Genomic DNA, 20,907 nt, shown 5'->3' with positions numbered 1-20,907 from the left:
GGGTGAGCCGAGCCCCGAGGCGGGAGTGGAAGGGCGTCGCGGGTTACGTTGGTCGAAGCCGTACCGGAGTCGACCAACGGAGCCCGCGATGCCCTTCGCCCGACTGGCCTCAGCGACAACCCCCACCTGCCACCTCGGACTCGGCCTCGCCGCCGTCGGCCGCCCCGGCTACATCAACCTCGGCCGCGACCACGACCTCGGAGCGGACCGCAGCGTGGAGACGCTGCGCGCCCGTACCCACGAACTCCTCGACGCCGCCTACGCCCAGGGCGTCCGCTACTTCGACGCGGCCCGCTCCTACGGCCGCTCCGAGGAGTTCCTCGCCGGCTGGCTGAAGGCCAGGCCCGACGTCGACGACATCGTGGTGGGCAGCAAGTGGGGCTACACCTACACCGCCGACTGGACCACGGACGCGGAGCGGCACGAGGTCAAGGACCACGGTCTGGCGACGTACGAGCGTCAGCGCGCCGAGACGGCGGACCTGCTCGGCGACCGGCTCGACCTCTACCAGATCCACTCGGTGACCCCGGACAGCCCCGCCCTCACCGACAAGGAACTCCACGCCAGGCTGGCCGAAGCTGCCGGGCAGGGCCTCACGGTCGGGTTCTCCACCAGCGGCCCCGCCCAGGCCGCCGCGATCCGGGCCGCCCTCGCCGTGACGGTCGACGGCGAGGGCCTCTTCCGTACCGTCCAGTCGACGTACAACGCGCTGGAGCCCTCGGCCGGTCCCGCCCTCGCCGAGGCCCATGACGCCGGGCTCACCGTGATCGTCAAGGAGGGCATGGCCAACGGGCGCCTCGCGCAGCCCCATGCGCCGGACGCCCTGAAGGCCGTGGCGGATGAGACGTACCTCGGCTGCGACGCGGTCGCCCTCGCCCTGATCCTGCGGCAGCCCTGGGCCGGCGTCGTCCTCTCCGGCGCGGCGACCGCCGCCCAGCTCTCCTCCAACCTGCACGCGGCGGCCGTGGACCTCGACGACGACCAGGTGGAGCGGCTGTCCGGGCTGGCGGAGGACCCGCGGGCGTACTGGGAGAAGCGCGGCAGCCTGCCCTGGCACTGAGAGGTCCCGTGCGACCGGCAAGCGTGAGCCGCACATGCCCAGAATGAGACATCAATGTCTCACATGGGTTACTCTTGTCTCATGACTGTCGATCGTGATCACGTGCTGCGCGGTGCCGCGGCCCTGCTGGCCCGCAAATCCACCGCGACGATGGACGAGGTCGCCAAGGCGGCCGGGATCAGCCGGGCCACCCTGCACCGTCACTTCGCGGGGCGTGACGCGCTCGTCCGTGCCCTTGAGGCCCTCGGTATCGCGGAGTGCGAGACCGCCCTGGACGCGGCGCGGCTGGACGAGGGGCCGGCACCCGACGCCGTACGCCGACTCGTCCAGCGGATCGAACCTGCCGCCGGCCTGCTCGCCTTCCTGTACACCGAGAACCAGCTGTTCGAGGGCGAGGAGCAGAACCAGGGCTGGACCCGGATCGACGACCGGATCTCCGGGCTCTTCCGACGCGGACAGCTCGGCGGCGAGTTCCGTATCGACCTCACACCCGCCTGGCTCACCGAGGCGCTGTTCGGCCTGCTCGCCTCCGGCGCCTGGATGGTGCAGAGCGGCAAGGGCGCCCCCAAGGACTTCCAGCACATGATCACCGAGCTGCTGCTCGGCGGCGCGCTGCGACCGCCCGCGCCCCAGGTGCCGGAGAACCCCGCCTCACGCAGTCCCGCATCAGGCAATCCCACATCACGACATCCCGCAACACCGGGAGAGGAATCATGACCAGCACCCTGCGGCCGGCGGTCACGACCGAGGCGGTGAAGCGCCCGGACCGTTGGCTCGCGCTCTCCGTCCTCGTGCTCGCCGTGCTGCTGGTGGCCGTCGACGCGACCGTCCTCGGTCTCGCGACCCCCTACATCAGCGAGGACCTCGAGCCCTCCGGCACCCAGCTCCTCTGGATCGGCGACGTCTACTCCTTCGTCATCGCCGGCCTGCTCGTCTCCATGGGCAGCCTCGGCGACCGCGTCGGCCGCAAGCGGATCCTGCTCGTGGGCGCCACCGCGTTCGGGCTGATATCGGTCCTCAACGCCTACGCTACGAGCCCGGAGCTGCTGATCGCGGCCCGGGCCCTGCTCGGCGTCGCCGGCGCGACCCTGATGCCCGCCACCCTCGCCCTGATCCGCAACCTCTTCCACGACCCGCGCGAACGCAGCCTGGCGGTCGGCATCTGGGGTGCGACGGCCTCCGCGGGCACCGCGGTCGGACCGATCGTGGGCGGCTTCCTCCTCGAGCACTTCTGGTGGGGCTCGGTCTTCCTCATCAACCTGCCCGTGATGGTCGTCCTGGTCGTCGTCGGTATCAGGACGCTCCCCGAGTCCCGCTCCCCGCGCCCCGGCCCGTGGGACCTGCCGAGCGTGCTGCTGTCCCTGGCCGGCATGATCGGCATCGTCTACGCCGTCAAGGAGGCCGCCACACACGGCTTCACCGGTGCCTCGCTCGGCACGGGCCTGCTCGGGGCGGCCGCGCTGTACGGCTTCGTCCGCCGCCAGCTGACCCTGCCGGCCCCCCTGCTGGACATGCGGCTGTTCCGCGACCGCGGCTTCAGCGGTGCGGTCCTGGCCGACCTGCTGACCATCCTGGGCCTGTCCGGCCTGGTGTTCTTCCTCTCCCAGTACCTGCAACTCGTCCAGGGCAGAAGTCCGTTCGAGGCCGGTCTGGCGGAACTGCCCGCCGCCGTCGGCGCGGTGGCGGCCGGCCTGCTCGCGGGCCGGGCGGCCCGCCGCTTCTCGGTACGGACTGTCGTCTCCGGCGGTCTCGCGGCGATCGGCCTGGCGCTGGCGTTCCTGACGACGATCACCCAGTCGACGGGTTACCCGCTGCTGGGAGCCGCCCTCCTGGTCGTCGGCGTGGGCGCCGGCTTCTCCTTCACGGTGACCTCGGACGTCATCCTGAGCTCCGTACCGAAGGACCAGGCAGGCGCCGCGTCCGCGGTCTCCGAAACAGCGTACGAACTGGGCGCCGCCCTGGGCATCGCCGTACTCGGCTCGATCGTGACGGGCGTCTACCGCGACTTCACCGCCCCCGCGGGCACACCGCAGGGCGCCCGCGAGTCACTGGGCGGAGCGGTGGAGGCTGCGGGGCACATGCCGGCATCCGCGGCCGATGACATGCTGTCATCGGCCCGGGCGGCGTTCGTCGACGGCCTGAGCGTGGCGGTCGGAGTGGGTGCCGCGGTCCTGCTGGCCACGGCGGTGGCGGCCTGGTTCCTGCTCAGGGGACAGCGCCTGGAGAACTCCGGGTAGGGGGCGCGATCCAGGAACGGGGGGCCGTGTCCACCTGCGGCTCCGCCGGCGACCGGAGAACTCCGGCCCAGGGAGAGCAACCCCGGGGCGCGGGGAACCGCGCGACCAGCCACAACGCACCCGCACCTGACAACGCACCCCGCCGCAGGCGTTACGCGGCCTTCGCCTTGGTGGCGTACATGTCCACGTACTCCTGACCCGACAACAGCATGACCTCGGTCATCACCGAGTCCGTCACGGCCCGCAGCACATAGCGGTCGCGGTCCATGCCCTCGTAGCGGGAGAACTCCATCGCCTCACCGAACCGGACGGTGACCCGCCCCGGCCTGGGCATCCCCGCCCCGCCCGGCTGCAACTTGTCCGTGCCGATCATCGCGAACGGCACGACGGGCGCCCCGGTCATCAGCGTCAGCCGGGCGATACCGGTCCGTCCCCGGTACAGCCGGCCGTCGGGCGACCGCGTGCCCTCGGGGTAGATCCCGAAGACCTTCCCCTCCTCCAGCACCCGGCGCCCGGTCATCAGCGCCGCCACACCGCCGCGGCCGCCGTCACGGTCGACCGGGATCATGCCGACCCCGATGAAGAACCAGGCCATGAGCCGGCCCTTGAGGCTCTTGCCGGTCACGTACTCGTCCTTGCCGATGAAGAAGACCTGCCGGTCGCAGACGAGCGGCAGGATCATCGAGTCGATGAACGTGAGGTGGTTGCCGGCCAGGATGACGGGGCCGTCGCCGGGAATGTGCTCCGCGCCCTCGACCCGAGGACGGAACATCAGGCGCATGACCGGGCCGAGCACTGCCTTGATGAGCGCGAAGCGGGACAACGAGCCCTCCGATGTCAAGGGAAAACGGTATGAGTCTGTGCAGGTGAGGACGATACTCGCGGGCCCGGGGGTGACGCACATCGGGTCACCCAGGTCTTACGTACTGTTGACGTACGTTTACCTGCGCGGGTGTACCGTCGCGGGCCCGACACACGGTCGGAACGAGGTTCGGCGGCGGCATCGCTCTCAGCTTCCGCTGACCGGCTTCCCCGGTCGGCTCCACCCAATCAGCCGAATCCGACGGTCCGTCACGTACTCGTACGGAACGCGCCATCAGCCGTAACCCGTGTGTTGGGGCCGAGGTCTCCCGACGGTCATGTCCACGACCCTACGATCGGCGCGCACGGACGAGCCGACGGCAGGAGACCCCTCATGGGAACGCAGGGCACGCAGGAGTCGAACCAGCAGGCGGGCGCGGGCGGAACCGGACGGCGGGCGCTTCTCGGCGCGGCCGTGCTCGGTGCCACCGGATCGGTCCTCGGTCTGTCGGGCACGGCGAGAGCCGCCGAGTCGTCCCGCTCCGGCAAGGGCCTGAAGAGCCTGCCGGTGCCGACGATCATCGGTCACCGCGGCGCCAGCGGCTACCGGCCGGAGCACACCTTCGGCTCGTACCAGCTCGCCCTCGACCTGGGCGCCGACATCGTCGAGGCGGGGGACCTCGTCCCCACCAGGGACGGCCACCTGGTGTGCCGTCACGAGCCGGAGATCGGCGGCACGACGGACGTGGCCGACCATCCGGAGTTCGCCGCCCGCAAAACGACGAAGGTCCTCGACGGCGTCTCCACGACCGGCTGGTTCACCGAGGACTTCACGCTCGCCGAGCTGAAGACCCTGCGGGCGATCGAGCGCATCCCGGCCAACCGCCCGCACAACACGCTCTACAACGGCCGCTGGGAGATCCCCACCTTCGAGGAAGTCCTGAAATGGCAGGACGAGCAGACCCGCAAGCGCGGCAAGCAGGTCTGGATCTACCCCGAGACCAAGCACCCCACCTACTTCCGCAAGCTGGGGCTGGGACTGGAGGAGCGGGTCGCCAAGCTGCTGCACAAGCACGGCAAGGACAAGAAGCACTCGCCGGTCATCGTGCAGTCCTTCGAACCGAGCAGCATCCAGCGACTGAACAAGCTCGTCGACAACCCCCTCGTGGTGCTGTTGTCCGGCGCGACCTCGCGCCCCTGGGACTTCGTCGAGGCGGGCGACCGGCGCACGGTCGCCGACCTGATCACGCGGGCGGGCCTCAGGGAGATCGCGGGCTACGCCCAGGGCATCGGCCCGACCCTCGATCTGGTGATCCCGAAGGACGCCGCCGGCAACCTCACCACCCCGACCACCCTGGTGAAGGACGCCCACGCGGTCGGCCTGATCCTGCACCCCTACACCATGCGCAACGAGAACCCCTTCCTGCCCACGAGCTTCCGCAAGGGCACGGACGCGGACGCCTACGGTGACTCCTTCGGCGCCTTCCACACCTACTTCGCGACCGGCATCGACGGTGTCTTCACGGACAATGCGGACACCGCACTGCTGGCCCGCGCGGACTTCGTCAACGGCTGAGTCCCCGTTGGAGTGACAGTCGGCCGCCCGGGCAACCAGCCGCCCGGGCGGCCGCATCGTGTGGCGCATGACGCACGACCTGCTCACCACCCTGCGCCCGCTCCTCACCGCGGAGGCCGCCGCCGAGGCCCATGCCACCGGAACCGAACCCGGCGACCTGGAACAGGCGGTCTGGCTCCGGCTGCTGGAGCGTCTCGCCACCGACGGCCCGCCCCGCGACCCCCACGGCTGGCTGCGCAGGGCCGTCCGCGCCGAGGTCCGCCGCACCCGGCGTACGACCCGCCGCGAGCAGCCGTACGACGGCGACCCCGCCGACGACACCGACCGCGGCCCCGAGCAGCTCGCCCTCACCGCCGCCCGGCGCCGCGCCCTGCGCGAGGCCGTGCACCGCCTGCCCGGCCGCTGCTCCCGTCTTCTGCAGGCCCTCCTCTCGCCACGGGACCTCACCTACCGCGAGATCGCGGGGGAGTTGGGTATCTCACAGGGCAGTCTCGGACCGGAACGTTCCAGATGTCTGGGATGTCTGCGGCGTTTGCTGACGCCGGAGGTTGCGGCCCACCAAGCGCGGGGATAGGAGTGAGGGACCACAGGCGATCAGGTGAGCGGGAGGCGTGCGCACATGGGCATGAGCGTGACCATCTCGGTGGCGACCGAGCAGGATGCCGAGCAGATCTTCAGATTGCAGTACCTGTGCTTCCAGAGTGAAGCCGCGCTGTACGCCAACTACCGGATCGCGCCGCTCGTCCAGAGCCTCGACTCGGTCCGGCAGGAGCTCGCCGCCGACTGTGTCTACGTGGCCCGCCTGGGCGACGAGGTGGTCGGCTCGGTACGGGGCAACCTCACCGAGGACGGCGCCGCCGCCATCGGGAAGCTCTGCGTACACCCGCGCCTCCAGGGCCACGGCATCGGCGCGAGGCTGCTCCGCGCGGCCGAGTCGGCGCTGGCCGAGGAGCGCGGCGCCAAGAAGTTCCGTCTGTTCACCGGCCACCGCAGCGAGGGCAACCTCCGCCTCTACCGCCGGGTCGGCTACGAGACGGTGGGCACCTCGCAGGGGACGGACGGGGTGCCGATGATCATCCTGGAGAAGCAGGCCGGGGAGTACGCGGCCACGGCATAGCGGTCGGGGGCGCAACGGTCGGCCAGGGCGCGGCGGCCGGCCAGGGCGCGGCGGGCCGGCTACCGCGTAGCGGTACGGGACTTCCGCAGCCAGTACAGGGCCGAGAGCGGCAGCAGTACGGGGATGAACACGTATCCCATCCCGTACTTCGACCACACGGTCGAGTCCGGGAAGGCCGACGGCTCCACCAGGGTCCAGGTGCCCACGATCAACACCCCCGCCAGCTCGGCGGCGCAGCACACCTGCGCCGCCCTGCGGGCGGTCTCGCCGCCCCGCACCAGCGAGTACGTGATGAATCCATACACCACGCCCGCCACCGCCGACAGCGCGTACGCCAGCGGCGCCCGGTCGAACTCGGTCGCGATCTGGTACGCCGACCGCGACACGGCCCCGACCACCATCACGCCGTAGAACCACACCAGCAGGATCCCGGGCCCGCTGATGAGCCGGTCCGGCCTGTCGTCCACCGAGGTCATCTCAGCCTCCCCAGATGTCGTAGAGCCGCACCTCGAGCACGGCGAGCACCACACCGCCCGCGGCGGCCGTCACCGAACCCCAGCGGGTCCGCTCGGACAGCGACATGAACCCCGCCGCCGGAACGCACGCGAACGCCCCCAGCAGATACGCCACGAAGATCGTCGTGCCCTGTTCAGGCTTCTCGCCCCGCGCCAGCTGCACGATCCCGACCACCAGCTGGACCACGGCCAGCAGGGACACCACGGCCATCCCGATGAAGTGCCAGTCCTTCGTCGGCTGGTCGCGGTAGGCGGCCCAGCCGCACCAGGCGGCGAGCAGCAACGCGGCGACGCCGGTCGCCGCCGTCAGGGCATCAAGCATGCAGTGACCTTATTACGGCGTAATCGGCGCCCGCGCGCGGGCCCGTGCCCCGGCACGGGTCCCGGCCGGGCCCTGGACCGCCGGGTCCCCGCGGTACGGCGACCGTGGCGTTGGCCACAACCGACCGGGTGCACCGCCTCGGTGCCGGCCTCGCCGCAAAGGCTCCGGCCGCCCCGTCCACCGTTTCGGCACCGGTCACGGACGGGAGAGCGGGGATCTGCCCACGCGGCCGGAGGCATCCCGGGAGCCGTCCACGGCTGTCCGGCATCCGGACAGCCAGGTCTTGGCCAGGACCGTACGTCTGCTTTACTGATGCTCATGACCACTACGAGCAGCCGCACCCCTGCGACCGAGGCGACCTTGACGCCCGGTGCTCGTTGTATGTGTCGAATGTGCGCCTTCTAGAGGGCCCCCGCACCACCCCCGAGCTCGCGCCCCGAAGCGAGACGCCGTGGCACGTCCGTACGCCGCATGCCCGCCGTACGTGACACAAGCCGCGCCCCGCGCACATGTTTCTCCCCGGTTCCCCGCCACAGCGAGAGCCGTGTCGCGTCCCTGACAGCCTGCACCCGTGCGCCCGGGCACACCCACGCCCGCGCACTCGACAGTGACGGAACTCCACGTGATCACCACCACGGGCCTCACCAAGGTCTACCGCTCACGCGGCCGTGAGGTCACCGCCCTCGACGGCGTCGATCTCCACGTCCGCGAAGGCGAGGTGTACGGCGTCATCGGCCAGTCCGGCGCCGGCAAGTCCTCGCTCATCCGCTGCATCAACCTCCTGGAGCGTCCCACCGCCGGCACGGTCACCGTCGCCGGCCAGGACCTCACCGCGCTCGCCGGACGCGGACCCCGGGCCGGCAAGGAGCTGCGGCAGGCGCGCAGCCGGATCGGTATGGTTTTCCAGCACTTCAACCTGCTGTCCTCCCGGACCGTGCAGGACAACGTCGAACTGCCCCTGGAGATCCTCGGCGTCTCGGGGCGGGAACGTTCCCGCAAGGCGCTCGAGCTGCTCGACCTGGTCGGACTCGCCGATAAGGCGAAGTCCTTTCCGGCCCAGCTCTCCGGCGGACAGAAGCAGCGCGTCGGCATCGCCCGCGCACTCGCCGGCGACCCCAAGGTGCTGCTCTCCGACGAGGCCACCAGCGCACTCGACCCGGAGACCACCCGCTCCATCCTCCAGCTGCTGCGCGACCTGAACCGGCAGCTGGGCCTGACCGTCCTGCTCATCACCCACGAGATGGACGTGGTGAAGTCGATCTGCGACTCCGCCGCGCTGATGGAGAACGGCCGGGTCGTCGAATCCGGCACGGTCGGCGAGCTGCTCGCGACCCCCGGCTCCGAGCTGGCCGACGCGCTCTTCCCGGTCGGCGGCGACGCCACCGGCGAGGACCGCACCGTCGTCGACGTCACCTTCCACGGCGAGGCCGCCACCCGCCCCGTCATCTCCCAGCTGTCGCGCACCTACAACATCGACATCTCGATTCTCGGTGCCGCCATCGACACCGTCGGCGGCCTCCAGGTGGGCCGTATGCGCATCGAACTGCCCGGCCGCTACGAGGACAACGTCGTACCGATCGGCTTCCTGCGTGAACAGGGCCTGCAGATCGACGTCGTGGAGCACGCGGCCCAGGAGTCCGTGCTGCTGAAGGAGGGTGTCAAGTGACCTGGTCCGAGATGCAGCCCCTCCTGTCCCAGGCGTGTTGGGACACTCTCTACCTGGTCGGCTGGTCCACGCTGATCGCCGTCGTCGGCGGCCTTCCGCTGGGCGTCCTGCTGGTCCTGACCGACCGGGGCGGCCTGTTGCAGAACCTCGTCGCCAACAAGGTGATCGGGCAGGTCGTGAACGTCGCCCGCTCGCTGCCGTTCATCATCCTGATGGTCGCGCTGATGAACTTCACCCGCACGATCACCGGGACGACCATCGGCCGCGAGGCCGCGATCGTGCCGCTCGCCATCGGGGCCATCCCGTTCTTCGCCCGCCTGGTCGAGACGGCTGTCCGCGAAGTGGACGGCGGACTCGTCGAGGCCGTGCAGGCGATGGGTGGCAACACCTGGACGATCGTGCGCAAGGTCCTGGTCCCGGAGTCCCTGCCCTCGCTCATCGCGAGCACCACGACCACGATCGTCGCCCTCATCGGCTACTCCGCCATGGCCGGCACGGTCGGCGCCGGCGGTCTCGGCGACATCGCCATCCGCTACGGCTACCAGCGCTTCGAGACCGAGCTGATGTGGATCACGGTGGCGATCCTCGCCGTCGTCATCTCGCTCATCCAGTTCGCCGGCGACTACGCGGCCCGCTCCCTGCACCGCCGCGACGGCCGTTCGGGCCCCGCGCCGAAGCTCCGTCTTCTGAAGGCGAAGGAGCCGGCGGCCGCGGACATCGGCAAGGTCGCCTGAGCCCACCCAGGGCCACCCCCTCGACTCCCCGCACACCCCACGCGGGGCCGCAACACCCTCAGGAAAGGCACTTTTCGTGCGTAACACTGCCAAGATCACCACTGCCGTCCTCGCCGCCGGAGCCCTCACCCTCGGACTCGGCGCCTGCGGTTCGGACAAGGGCTCCGACTCCGCTTCCGACACCAGCGGCCCGCTGGTCGTCGCCGCGAGCCCGACCCCGCACGCCGAGATCCTCAACTTCGTCAAGGACAAGCTGGCGAAGAAGGCGGGACTCGACCTGGAGGTCAAGGAGTTCACCGACTACGTCACGCCGAACACGGCGACGGAGGACGGCTCGGTCGACGCCAACTACTTCCAGAACCAGCCGTACCTCGACGACTTCAACAAGAAGAACGGCACCCACATCGTGCCCGTCGTCACGGTTCACCTGGAGCCGCTCGGCCTCTACTCCCACAAGGTCAAGAGCGCCGACGCCCTGAAGAGCGGCGCCACGATCGCCGTCCCGAACGACAGCGTCAACGAGGCCCGCGCCCTGAAGCTGCTCGCCGCGAACAAGCTCATCACCCTCAAGGACGGCGTGGGCAACGACGCGACCCCCTCGGACATCACCGGGAACCCGAAGAAGCTCAAGTTCAAGGAGCTGGAGGCGGCCCAGACCCCGCGCTCCCTGGACGACGTGGACGCCGCCGTGATCAACGGCAACTACGCCATCGAGACCGACCTGAAGCCCGCGTCGGACGCCCTCGTCCTGGAGTCCGCCACGGACAACCCTTACGGCAACTTCCTCGCCGTCAAGGACGGCGACGAGGACGACCCTCGGGTGAGGAAGCTGGCCAAGCTCCTCACCTCCGCCGAGGTCAAGAAGTTCATCGAGGACAAGTACGACGGCTCCGTCATCGCCTCCTTCTGAATTCACCGGCCGACCGGGGAACCGGCGGCCGCACACGGGGTCCGCACCTCCATCCGGTCCGGACCCCGTGGTGTGGTTCCGGCTCACATGCTGCATGCTGGGCAGTTCAGCGGGCCCTGACGGGCCGACAGGGCACACCCCGAGGTTTCGAAGGTTACGGAGCGGCGCATGACGAGCACCTTCCCCAACATCTCCATCAGCACGGAGCGGTTGGTGCTGCGTCCCTTCGACGAGGACGACGTGCCCGCCCTGGCGGACATGATGAACGACGAGCAGGTCGCGGCCTGGACCGCCGTCCCCCAGCCCTACGACCAGGCCGCCGCCCGCCGTTGGATCACCGAGTACGCGCCCACCGAACGCACCGAGGGCCGCGGCCTCGACCTCGCCGTCACCGAGTTCCTGACCCAGCGGCTGGTCGGCGTCATCCAACTCGCCAAGACCAACTGGCACGTCCGCTCCACCGAGCTGTCGTACATCGTCGCGCCCTGGGCGCGCGGCGAGGGCTACGCCTCCGAGGCGGCGCTGGCCACCGCCCAATGGCTCTTCAACGACCAGAAGCTGGAGCGCCTCGAGCTGCGCACGGCCGCCGACAACACCGCCTCCCAGCAGGTCGCGCAGAAGATCGGCTGTATCAGCGAGGGCGTGCTGCGGGGTGCCTGCATAGCGCGCGCCCGCACCGAGGACGGCGGCTGGACCGAGGTGCGCACCGACTACATCGTGTGGAGTCTCCTCCCGGAGGACCTGGAGGGCGCCGGTGAGCACTTCGCGGAGAGCGGCGGTTTCACGTCGTACACCGACTGGAACTGACCCCCGGGCCGGTGCCACCGCCGTTGCGGCGACCCGCCCACCGGGTACCCTCACGGAGCCCGCTACCTGCGTGAACCCCGGGGGAGACTGACGACGATGGCCGACCGCGTCACGGTGATCGGCTGGGACGGTTCGCCGCTGACCGCCGCGGCCCGCTCGGCCCTGGGCGCCGCCACTCTGGTGGCCGGTGCCCCCCACCATCTGGCGCTGCCCGAGGTGCCGCCCGCGGCGGAACGCGTCCGGCTCGGCAGTGTCTCCCTCGCCGCCCGCCGCATCGCCGGCCACCGCGGCACCGCGGTCGTCCTGGCCGACGGCGACCCGGGCTTCTTCGGCGTCGTACGCACCCTGCGCGCACCCGAGTTCGGCCTGGAGGTCGAGGTCGTCCCGGCCGTCTCCGCCGTCGCCGCCGCCTTCGCACGGGCCGGCATGCCCTGGGACGACGCCCACGTGGTCGTCGCACACCGGCGCACCCTGCGCCGCGCGGTGAACGTGTGCCGTGCCCACACCAAGGTCGCCGTCCTCACCTCACCGGGGGCAGGCCCGGCCGAGCTCGGCCTGCTGATGGACGGCGTGCACCGCACGTTCGTCGTCTGCGAGGAACTCGGCACCACCCGCGAACAGGTCAGCGTCGTCACCTCCGACAAGGCCGCCGACCACACCTGGCGCGACCCGAACGTCGTGATCGTCATCGGCGGTCCCAGCGGGCCGGTCGTCTCCGGAGACAGCGGCTGGATCGCCGGCCGCGACCCGGGTGCCGGCCCGCGCGGCTGGGCGCTGCCCGCCGAGGCGTACGGCGGCGGACTCGGCGAGGGGGAGGCCGAGCTGCTGCGCGCCGCCCAACTCGCCCGTCTCGGCCCGCGCGTCGGCGACCTCGTCTGGGACATCGGCTGCGCCAGCGGCGCGTTCGCGACCGAGGCGGCGCGGGCGGGCGCCGCCGTCATCGCCGTCGACCGGGACATCGAGGCGTGCGCCCGCACCGACAGCTCCGCGCGCCGCTACGGCGTCCAGCTCCAGATCGTCCACGGGAACGCCCCGCACGTCCTGGAGAACCTGCCCGAACCGGACGTCGTCCGGGTCGGCGGCGGGGGAGCGGCCGTGGTCTCCGCGGTCGCCGACCGCCGCCCGCAGCGCATCGTCACCCACGCCGGGACCCGCGACGCCGCCGAACTCGTCGGCCGTGACCTGTCCGAGCACGGCTACCGCGTCGAGTGCGCCCTCGTCCAGTCCGTCGAACTCGACACGCGGGCCTGGACGGAGCGCGAACGGAGCGTCGCGTTCCTTCTCACCGGAGAAATCGTGCGGAGCGCGTCGCCCCGCTGAGGCCGCGGCCGGGCGAAGGACAGGGGACCGTGATCCTGTTGTCGTACCGCGCGCGGTAAGCTGGCCGATCGTCGTACCGCTTCCGTTCGCCCGGCACTTCGTCGATCAATGTCCGGAAAACGCATCCCTTTGGGGTGGGTGTGGTACGGCAGAACCGGAGGGCGCGCAACGTGGCGCAGTCCACAGCGGGGCGTCGCGGATCAAGCTGTCGCGACGCGACGACGACCGGGACAATGCCACTGAATGGCTTTGTCGCTTTTTCGGGCGGGTCGTTCGTGCCGCTGGGCATGGACGCTCGTTCTTCACTGGGGGCGGTCGGTGCGCCGCTCCGGGTGAGCTGGTCGTAGAAGCACTAACCGATGGGCGAGGGGTACGCATGACCGACACCGGCCAGGTTCCGGGCGAGGGACTGCCGGAGAACGCAGGCATGGTGGAACAGCCGGGCGCCCCCGCGCACGGCGCGTACACCTACCTCTCCGAGACCACCGCCGAGGACGAAGACCTGCTGCTGCTGCCGGGTGCCCAGAGCGCTTGGGGCAACGAGGTGGCGCCGCCTACTCCGGAACCGGTGGTCGAGACGGTGCACGAACCGGGCCCGCACGAGACCGGCGGCCGTGACAGCGGCTCTGTCGACCTCAGCGGCGTCCGCCTGCCCGGCCCTTCGGTGCCCCAGGCGGCCCCGCGCCGCCCGCTGCACCTCGGTCCGCCGATCCCCGACGCCTCCGCCAGCCCGGTCCGCTCTCTCGCCGACCGGGGTCCCGCCGGCGCGCCGGTGCGGCAGTCCGCCCCGCCCGCGTCCGGCCCGGAGTACCTCGACGCCCCACAGCTGCGTGAGATGCCCCCGCAGGGCGCGTCCCCCTGGGGCGCCGGGCAGGCCACGGCCCAGGTGACCGCCCAGGCGCCGGTCGCTCACGGGGTGACGGCTGCGGAAACGGTTGTTCCGGCGCCCGTCGCTGCCTCGCCGCAGCCCGAGCCGGTCGGCGTCGCCCAGGCCGTCGTGGCCCGGGTGGCGACCGAGGCGATCGCCGCGACCGCCCCGCAGGAGGCACAGGCGACGCTGGAGACCCTGGAGACCCAGGACGCTCAGGAGGCCGAGGCCGAGGCCGTGCACGCCGCGGGTCCTGTCGCGACGTACGGGGTCATCGACCCCGGAGAGTTGCTCGGAGCCGCGATGATGGCGGAGGCGGAGCAGGCTGCTCCCGCCGTCGTGGGCGGGCAGTACGGACAGGACGCGGCCGACATCCCCTTCTCCGGCGACGACCGGGCCGCGGACGTGGATGCCGTGCCGTCCGCCGGAGCGCGGGCACCGGGAGCGGCGCAGGTCCACGAGGCCGCGTACGCGGAGCAGCCGGCCGCCGCCGCCGAAGAGACGCAGCCGACCGAACCGGTCGTCACCGGGACGGCAGAACCGGCGGAGGCGGTAAGACCGGCCGAGGTGGCAGAACCGGCCGAGGCGGCAGAACCGGCCGAGGTGGCAGTAGTGCCGGCCGAGGTGGCAGTGCCGGCCGAGGTAGCAGAACCGGCCGAGGTGGCAGAACCGGCGGGGGCGGCCGAGGTGGCTGAGACCGCTCACGTTCCTGAGGTGAACGCCGTTGAGGCCACTGACGCGCAAGTGGTCGAGGTCGCTCAGGCGAGCCCGGCCGAGGAGCCGCAGCACTCGGAGCCCGAGGAGTCGGAGTCGCCGCGGTCGGAGTCCCAGGAGTCCCACGTCGACCTCGGCGACACGCAGGCTCAGTTTGACGAGGCACCCGCCGACGAGACGGTCCCGGCCGCCGCTGACGTCGTCCCCGCAGCCGATCCGTTCGAGGTCCTTGAGCCCACCCCGGCGCCCAGCCCCGCTGAGGATTCCGAGCCCGCCGGAGCTGTGATCGCCGACGCGCCCGAACCGGTGGCACCCGCGCCCGAACCGATGGCGGCCGCGCCCGAACCGATGGCGGCCGAGACGTCCTTCGAGCCGGAGGCCTCCGCCCCGGCGCCCGCCGCCGTCGTCACCGAAGCCGTTCAGTCCGTCGACGCCACCGTGGCGCACGCCGAGGCAGTCCCCGTCGAGCCGACCGGCCGGCAGGCGGAGCCGCAGCCCGCCCCGTCGGTGGAACCCGCTCCGGAGCAGCTCGTCCAGTCGACCCCGGACGCTCAGTTCGCACCGGAGCCGGAGCCGGAGCCGGAGCCGGAGGTGGAACCGCAACCCCTGCCGGCGGTGGAGGACTCGAACGAGACACTCGCCCCGGTCGTCCACATCGCGGCCCCCGCATCTCACATCCCGGAGGCCCCGGCCTCGCAGACGACCCCGCAGCCCGAAGCCGAAGCCGAAGCCGGACTCGAACCCGAGTCCGAGTCCGCAGCCCTGACCGAAGAGCCGGCGCCCGCCTCCACCGCTCCCGTTGTGGTGCCTCAGCCACAGTCACAGGTACAGGTACAGGTACAGCCGGAGCCGGAGCCGGAGCCGGAGTCGCAGAGAGCGGAGTCGCCCGTCGAGGCGCCCGCCGTGTCGGCCTCCCCCGAACCCACGGCAGTCCCCGTGGGCGTCCTCGCCGCCCCGCAACCGCCGCAGCAGTCGCCCGCGCACCCGCAGCCCGTGCTGTCCCCGGTGGCCGCTGCCGCACCGCTCGCCGGTCCCCCCGCCGCGGAACTCCTCACGGCCGCAGCCCCCTCGGCGCAGCCGGACCCGGCAGACCGGCCGGAGCCGTCGAACCAGCCGGAGCAGCTCGTCGCGGGCCGGCCCGTCCCGGACCAGCACCTGAACCGGTTCGTGCCGGCCGAGGGCACGGTACCCACCGCCCCGCACCTCGCCCCGACCCCGCCGCACACCCTCACCCTCCCCACGGAGCAGCAGGCCCCCGACACGGCGGCGGAACAGCGGCAGACCGCCGAAGCAGGCGCCGCGCCGCCCGCCGCCACGGTCCCCGCTCCGCGCGGCGCCGACCCCGCTCCCGCCCCGGCGATCCCGGACCCGGAGCACGAGACCGACCTCGACCCCGAGGTCGCACAGAGCCCGGAGGACCTGGAAACCAGGGCCGCCGACCAGGAAGAGAGCCCGGCCGCAGTGGAAGAAGTTCAGGAGTCCACCGGCCCCGCCGCGCCCGCGTACGACGACGCCGAGCGCGAGGCCGTCCTCAAGGTCATGCGCGAGCGCCGGGACATCCGCAACGGATTCCGCGCCGACCCGATCCCGCACGAGGTGCTGCTGCGCGTCCTGGAAGCCGCTCACACGGCGCCCTCCGTCGGCCACTCGCAGCCCTGGGACTTCGTCGTCATCCGCTCCGCCGACACCCGGCGCGCGATGCACGAGCTGGCGACCCGTCAGCGTGACGCGTACGCGAGGTCCCTGCCGAAGGGCCGGGCGAAGCAGTTCAAGGAACTGAAGATCGAGGCCATCCTCGACACCCCGGTGAACATCGTCGTCACCGCCGACCCGACCCGCGGCGGCCGGCACACCCTCGGCCGTCACACCCAGCCGCAGATGGCGCCGTACTCCTCCGCGCTCGCGGTCGAGAACCTCTGGCTCGCCGCCCGCGCCGAGGGCCTCGGCGTCGGCTGGGTCAGCTTCTTCGACGAGCGCGAGATGGTCCGCGCGCTGGGCCTGCCCGAGCACCTCGAAGTGGTCGCCTACCTCTGCGTCGGCTACGTCGACGAGTTCCCGGACGAGCCCGAGCTGATGCAGGCCGGCTGGGCCAAGCGCCGTCCGCTGTCCTGGGTCGTCCACGAGGAGACGTACGGCCGTCGCGCGCTGCCCGGCGAGGACCCGCACGACCTGCTCGCCGAGACCGTCGCCAGTGTCCGCCCGCTCGACGCCAAGGCGCTCGGCGAGGCCTGGGAGCGGCAGAAGCGCATGACGAAGCCGGCCGGCGCGCTCGGCATGCTGGAGATCATCTCCGCGCAGCTGTCCGGGCTGTCCCGGCAGTGCCCGCCTCCGATCCCGGAGCCCGCGGCCGTCGCGATCTTCGCCGGCGACCACGGTGTGCACGCGCAGGGCGTCACCCCCTGGCCGCAGGAGGTGACGGCCCAGATGGTCGCCAACTTCCTCGGCGGGGGAGCGGTCTGCAACGCCTTCGCGACCCAGGTGGGCGCCGAGGTCTGCGTGGTGGACGTGGGCGTCGCCGCCGAGCTCCCCGCCACCCCGGGGCTTCTGCCGCGCAAGATCCGCGCGGGCACGTCCGACATGACCACCGGCCCCGCCATGACCCGCGAGGAGGCCAAGCAGGCCATCGAGGTCGGCATCGAGACCGCCCGCGACCTGGTCGCGGCCGGCAACAAGGCGCTGCTCACGGGCGAGATGGGCATCGCGAACACCACGGCGTCCGCGGCCCTCATCTCGGTCTTCACGGGCGCCGACCCGGCCGAGGTCACCGGGCGGGGCACCGGTATCAACGACGAGACCCTGGCCCGTAAGACCGAGGTCGTGCGCCGTGCGCTGGAGGTCCACCAGCCGGACCCGGCCGACCCCATCGGCGTCCTGGCCGCGATCGGCGGCTTCGAGCACGCGGCGATGGTCGGCCTCCTCCTGGGCGGCGCCTCCCTCCGTACGCCCGTGATCCTGGACGGTGTCAGCGCCGGCGCCGCCGCCCTGGTCGCCCGCGCCATCGCCCCCGAGGTCCTCGCGGCGTGCATCGCGGGCCACCGCAGCGCCGAACCCGGCCACGTGGCGGCCCTGAACAAGCTGGGCCTGCGCCCCCTGGTCGACCTCGACCTCCGCCTCGGCGAGGGAACGGGCGCCCTGCTCGCCCTGCCGCTGGTGCAGAGCACGGCCCGCGCGATGCACGAGGTGGCGACGTTCGATTCGGCGGGTGTGACCGAGAAGTAGAGCCCGCTCCGGGGCCGGCGGGCATGCGCTTGTGCTGCCCCCGGCCCCGCCGCATGCTGAACCCACCTCTAAAATGCGCACGTCAGGGCCGCTCCAGAGCCGCAGCGCCCACTCTCTGCTCTCTGCCCGTACGAGGAGCCGCACCCTCATGGCCGAACACCCCGCCTACCCCGTAGGCCTCCGACTCGCCGGCCGCAGGGTCGTCGTCCTCGGCGGCGGCCAGGTCGCCCAGCGCCGGCTTCCCGCGCTGATCGCGGCAGGCGCCGACATCCACCTCGTGTCCCCGGGAGCGACGCCCTCGGTGGAAGCGATGGCGGACGCGGGCGAGATCACCTGGTCAAGGCGCCCGTACGCCGACGGTGACCTCGCCGAGGCCTGGTACGCCCTCATCGCCACGAGCGACCCCGAGGCGAACGGCCGGGCCTCCGCCGAGGCCGAGGCGCACCGCGTCTGGTGCGTCCGCTCCGACGACGCCGACCGGGCCACCGCCTGGACCCCGGCGACCGGCCACAGCGAGGGTGTCACGGTCGCCGTGCTCACCACCGACGCCCGCGGCCGCGACCCGCGCCACACCGCGGCCATCCGCGACGCGGTCGTCGAGGGACTGCGCGACGGCACGCTCGTCGCCCCCCACCACCGCACCCGGACCCCCGGTGTCGCGCTGGTCGGTGGCGGTCCCGGCGACCCGGATCTGATCACCGTCCGAGGGCGTCGCCTCCTCGCCGAGGCGGACGTCGTCATCGCCGACCGGCTCGGCCCGCGCGACCTCCTCGCCGAACTCCCGCCGCATGTCGAGGTGATCGACGCCGCGAAGATCCCCTACGGCCGGTACATGGCCCAGGAGGCCATCAACAACGCGCTGATCGAGCACGCCAAGCAGGGCAAGTCGGTCGTCCGTCTGAAGGGCGGCGACCCGTACGTCTTCGGCCGTGGGATGGAGGAGCTCCAGGCCCTCGCCGAGGCCGGCATCGCCTGCACGGTGGTGCCGGGCATCTCCAGCTCGATCTCGGTGCCTGGCGCGGCCGGCATCCCGGTCACCCACCGGGGCATCGCCCATGAGTTCACGGTGGTCAGCGGGCATGTCGCCCCCGACGACGAGCGATCCCTGGTCGACTGGCCCTCCCTCGCCAAGCTCACCGGCACCCTGGTGATCCTCATGGGCGTCGACAAGATCGGGAAGATCGCCGAGACGCTCGTCGCGCACGGCAAGTCGCCCGACACCCCGGTCGCCCTCGTCCAGGAGGGCACCACGGCCGCTCAGCGCCGCGTGGACGCGACCCTCGCGACGGTCGCCGAGGCGGTGCGTATCCAGGAGGTCAGGCCTCCGGCGGTGATCATCATCGGCGCGGTCGTCACCGTCGGCTCGCGGACCTCCGAGTAACCGCCGGTAACGCAACCGTTCCGAGCCGTTGGCACCACACCCAGGACAAGGCAGTATCACCCTGTGGCCGATCTCATCACCGTTGAGGACCCCGACGACCCGCGCCTGCGCGACTACACCGGCCTGACCGACGTCGAGCTGCGCCGCAGGCGCGAGCCCGCCGAGGGCCTGTTCGTCGCCGAGGGCGAGAAGGTCATCCGCCGGGCCAAGGACGCCGGGTACGAGATGCGCTCGATGCTCCTCTCCGCCAAGTGGGTCGACGTCATGCGCGACGTCATCGACGAACTCCCGGCGCCGGTCTACGCCGTCAGCCCGGAGCTCGCCGAACGGGTCACCGGCTATCACGTCCACCGCGGCGCGCTGGCCTCGATGCAGCGCAAGCCGCTGCCGACCGCCGCCGAACTCCTCCTGGCCGCCCGCCGGAGCGTCGTCCCCGGGGTTCCGCGGGACGACGCGGGTCACCGGGTCGCGATCTTCGAGGGCTTCGTCGACCACGCCAATCTCGGGGCCGCCTTCCGGAGCGCGGCCGCACTCGGTATCAGGGCGATCCTGCTGTCACCGGACTGCGCGGACCCCCTCTACCGGCGGGCGATCAAGGTGTCGATGGGTGCCGTCTTCTCGGTCCCCTACGCCCGCTTCGACGCATGGCCGGCGGGACTCGACGTCGTGCGCGACGCCGGGTACGACATCCTCGCCATGACCCCGGACGAGAAGGCGACCCCCCTCGACAAGCTGGACCCGGAACGCTTCGAGAGGTGCGCCATCATGCTCGGGTCGGAGGGACACGGACTGTCCACGTACGCTCTGCGGGCAGCGGACGAGTGGGTGCGCATCCCCATGTCCGCCGGGGTCGACTCCCTGAACGTCGCCGCCGCCTCCGCCGTCGCGTTCTACGCGACCCGGCCGAGGCCCGCCTGAGCGACGTGCCGGGCGCAGACCCGGGTGAGGGCCGGAGGACGCGGTGGCGGCCCTCACCGGCGGGCGTCCGCGCTCAGTGGTGGTGGCACTCCCAGTGCCCCTTGACCCACTGGTGCTCCCAGTGGCCGGGAACATGGACCCACTTGTAGGTGATGTGGTGCTCCCAGTGGCCGTGGTGCCAGGTCTTGTGATCGACCCGTTTCTTCTCCCAGTGGCCCTTCACCCACGTCTTCTCCCAGTGCCCCTTCACCCAGTGGCAGTTGCCGTCGTGGTCGCTGGTCACCACCGACGAGGGGGAGGGCGGGGGAGCGGGATCCGCGGTAGCCGCGCCGGACATGCCGAGCACGGCCCCTCCGGCCAGTAGGCCCGTCGCGGCGGCTCCGGCCACCAGGCGGCGGACTCGCAGGAAAGCGGTCATCGGACACATCTCCCTCGAAGAGTCAGCGACGAGCACGTACGACGAGTCACACCGCTCGCCCTCCACGGCCGCACCGAAGACGCGCCGCGGACGACGAAAGGGAGACCGTCCCGTCTCGCTGTACCGGACGCGGGGGATTCGGACCCGACGGCCGGACAGATGACGAGACAGCCGAAAAATTCGTGGCGCAGCTCCCGGGGCCGCGGCACAGCCATCCGGGACACGCGAACGTCCACTCGGCCGCCCGGGTGACAACCTGCGGCTTTCCGTGTGCAACACCGCGGCATCCGGGTGCCGTGCGGCTACGAATCCCCTGCGCACGAA

The 20,907-nt window shown here is 71.8% G+C and carries 18 protein-coding genes; 14 read left to right on the top strand and 4 right to left on the bottom strand.

The window, feature by feature from the left end; all coding sequences use genetic code 11:
* The first annotated feature begins 88 nt into the window (after positions 1-88).
* The 3 genes from ACFWBB_RS30655 to ACFWBB_RS30645 all read left to right on the top strand — a co-directional run bounded on the left by ACFWBB_RS30655 (position 89) and on the right by ACFWBB_RS30645 (position 3,297).
* Entirely contained in the window at positions 89-1,060 is a 972-nt protein-coding gene (locus ACFWBB_RS30655; RefSeq protein WP_385278769.1) for an aldo/keto reductase, read from the top strand.
* Between the two features lie 81 nt (positions 1,061-1,141).
* Positions 1,142-1,777: a TetR/AcrR family transcriptional regulator gene (locus ACFWBB_RS30650; protein ID WP_385278767.1), complete on the top strand. Its 636-nt coding sequence runs from the start codon at positions 1,142-1,144 to the stop codon at positions 1,775-1,777.
* Positions 1,774-3,297, top strand: coding sequence for an MFS transporter (locus tag ACFWBB_RS30645; RefSeq protein WP_385278765.1), 1,524 nt, complete (start codon positions 1,774-1,776; stop codon positions 3,295-3,297). Before ACFWBB_RS30650 ends, ACFWBB_RS30645 begins: the two co-directional genes overlap by 4 nt.
* Positions 3,298-3,448: 151 nt before the next feature.
* On the opposite strand, the gene ACFWBB_RS30640 is transcribed toward ACFWBB_RS30645, so the two are convergent.
* Positions 3,449-4,120 (bottom strand): lysophospholipid acyltransferase family protein, encoded by a 672-nt coding sequence (locus ACFWBB_RS30640; protein ID WP_385278824.1) that lies wholly within the window; start codon positions 4,118-4,120, stop codon positions 3,449-3,451.
* A 372-nt stretch (positions 4,121-4,492) separates the two neighbouring features.
* On the opposite strand from ACFWBB_RS30640, the gene ACFWBB_RS30635 reads away from it, so the two are divergent.
* The 3 genes from ACFWBB_RS30635 to ACFWBB_RS30625 all read left to right on the top strand — a co-directional run bounded on the left by ACFWBB_RS30635 (position 4,493) and on the right by ACFWBB_RS30625 (position 6,791).
* Positions 4,493-5,674 (top strand): glycerophosphodiester phosphodiesterase, encoded by a 1,182-nt coding sequence (locus ACFWBB_RS30635; RefSeq protein WP_385278763.1) that lies wholly within the window; start codon positions 4,493-4,495, stop codon positions 5,672-5,674.
* 67 nt (positions 5,675-5,741) lie between these two features.
* Positions 5,742-6,248 (top strand): RNA polymerase sigma factor, encoded by a 507-nt coding sequence (locus ACFWBB_RS30630; protein WP_385278761.1) that lies wholly within the window; start codon positions 5,742-5,744, stop codon positions 6,246-6,248.
* Between the two features lie 45 nt (positions 6,249-6,293).
* Positions 6,294-6,791, top strand: coding sequence for a GNAT family N-acetyltransferase (locus ACFWBB_RS30625; RefSeq protein WP_385278759.1), 498 nt, complete (start codon positions 6,294-6,296; stop codon positions 6,789-6,791).
* A 59-nt stretch (positions 6,792-6,850) separates the two neighbouring features.
* Here the strand turns inward: ACFWBB_RS30625 and ACFWBB_RS30620 are convergent, their stop codons facing one another.
* Complete coding sequence (locus tag ACFWBB_RS30620; RefSeq protein ID WP_385278757.1) at positions 6,851-7,267, bottom strand: hypothetical protein; 417 nt, start codon at positions 7,265-7,267, stop codon at positions 6,851-6,853.
* Between the two features lies 1 nt (position 7,268).
* Positions 7,269-7,628, bottom strand: coding sequence for a hypothetical protein (locus tag ACFWBB_RS30615; RefSeq protein ID WP_385278755.1), 360 nt, complete (start codon positions 7,626-7,628; stop codon positions 7,269-7,271).
* Between the two features lie 622 nt (positions 7,629-8,250).
* Here ACFWBB_RS30615 and ACFWBB_RS30610 point away from each other — a divergent pair.
* The 8 genes from ACFWBB_RS30610 to ACFWBB_RS30575 all read left to right on the top strand — a co-directional run bounded on the left by ACFWBB_RS30610 (position 8,251) and on the right by ACFWBB_RS30575 (position 20,165).
* Positions 8,251-9,294, top strand: coding sequence for a methionine ABC transporter ATP-binding protein (locus ACFWBB_RS30610; RefSeq protein ID WP_385278753.1), 1,044 nt, complete (start codon positions 8,251-8,253; stop codon positions 9,292-9,294).
* Positions 9,291-10,028 carry a methionine ABC transporter permease gene (locus ACFWBB_RS30605; protein ID WP_385278751.1) on the top strand — a complete coding sequence of 246 codons (738 nt, stop codon included), beginning with the start codon at positions 9,291-9,293 and terminating at the stop codon, positions 10,026-10,028. Before ACFWBB_RS30610 ends, ACFWBB_RS30605 begins: the two co-directional genes overlap by 4 nt.
* 76 nt (positions 10,029-10,104) lie before the next feature.
* Positions 10,105-10,938, top strand: coding sequence for a MetQ/NlpA family ABC transporter substrate-binding protein (locus ACFWBB_RS30600; RefSeq protein ID WP_385278749.1), 834 nt, complete (start codon positions 10,105-10,107; stop codon positions 10,936-10,938).
* Positions 10,939-11,106: 168 nt separating this feature from the next.
* Entirely contained in the window at positions 11,107-11,745 is a 639-nt protein-coding gene (locus ACFWBB_RS30595) for a GNAT family N-acetyltransferase (RefSeq protein WP_385278747.1), read from the top strand.
* A gap of 96 nt (positions 11,746-11,841) precedes the next feature.
* Entirely contained in the window at positions 11,842-13,065 is a 1,224-nt protein-coding gene (gene cbiE, locus ACFWBB_RS30590; RefSeq protein ID WP_385278745.1) for a precorrin-6y C5,15-methyltransferase (decarboxylating) subunit CbiE, read from the top strand.
* Between the two features lie 376 nt (positions 13,066-13,441).
* Positions 13,442-17,866, top strand: coding sequence for a nicotinate-nucleotide--dimethylbenzimidazole phosphoribosyltransferase (gene cobT / locus ACFWBB_RS30585; protein ID WP_385278743.1), 4,425 nt, complete (start codon positions 13,442-13,444; stop codon positions 17,864-17,866).
* Positions 17,867-18,014: 148 nt separating this feature from the next.
* Complete coding sequence (gene cobA / locus ACFWBB_RS30580) at positions 18,015-19,247, top strand: uroporphyrinogen-III C-methyltransferase (RefSeq protein WP_385278741.1); 1,233 nt, start codon at positions 18,015-18,017, stop codon at positions 19,245-19,247.
* 63 nt (positions 19,248-19,310) lie between these two features.
* Complete coding sequence (locus tag ACFWBB_RS30575) at positions 19,311-20,165, top strand: TrmH family RNA methyltransferase (RefSeq protein ID WP_385278739.1); 855 nt, start codon at positions 19,311-19,313, stop codon at positions 20,163-20,165.
* A 73-nt stretch (positions 20,166-20,238) separates the two neighbouring features.
* On the opposite strand, the gene ACFWBB_RS30570 is transcribed toward ACFWBB_RS30575, so the two are convergent.
* On the bottom strand, positions 20,239-20,583 hold the full coding sequence (locus ACFWBB_RS30570) for a hypothetical protein (protein WP_385278737.1): 345 nt from the start codon (positions 20,581-20,583) through the stop codon (positions 20,239-20,241).
* Positions 20,584-20,907 lie beyond the last annotated feature (324 nt).

It is taken from the genome of Streptomyces sp. NPDC060000, from assembly GCF_042737375.1.
Lineage (GTDB): Bacteria > Actinomycetota > Actinomycetes > Streptomycetales > Streptomycetaceae > Streptomyces.
Note: the sequence above shows the minus strand (reverse complement) of the source record. Positions and strands in the feature narration are given on the sequence as shown.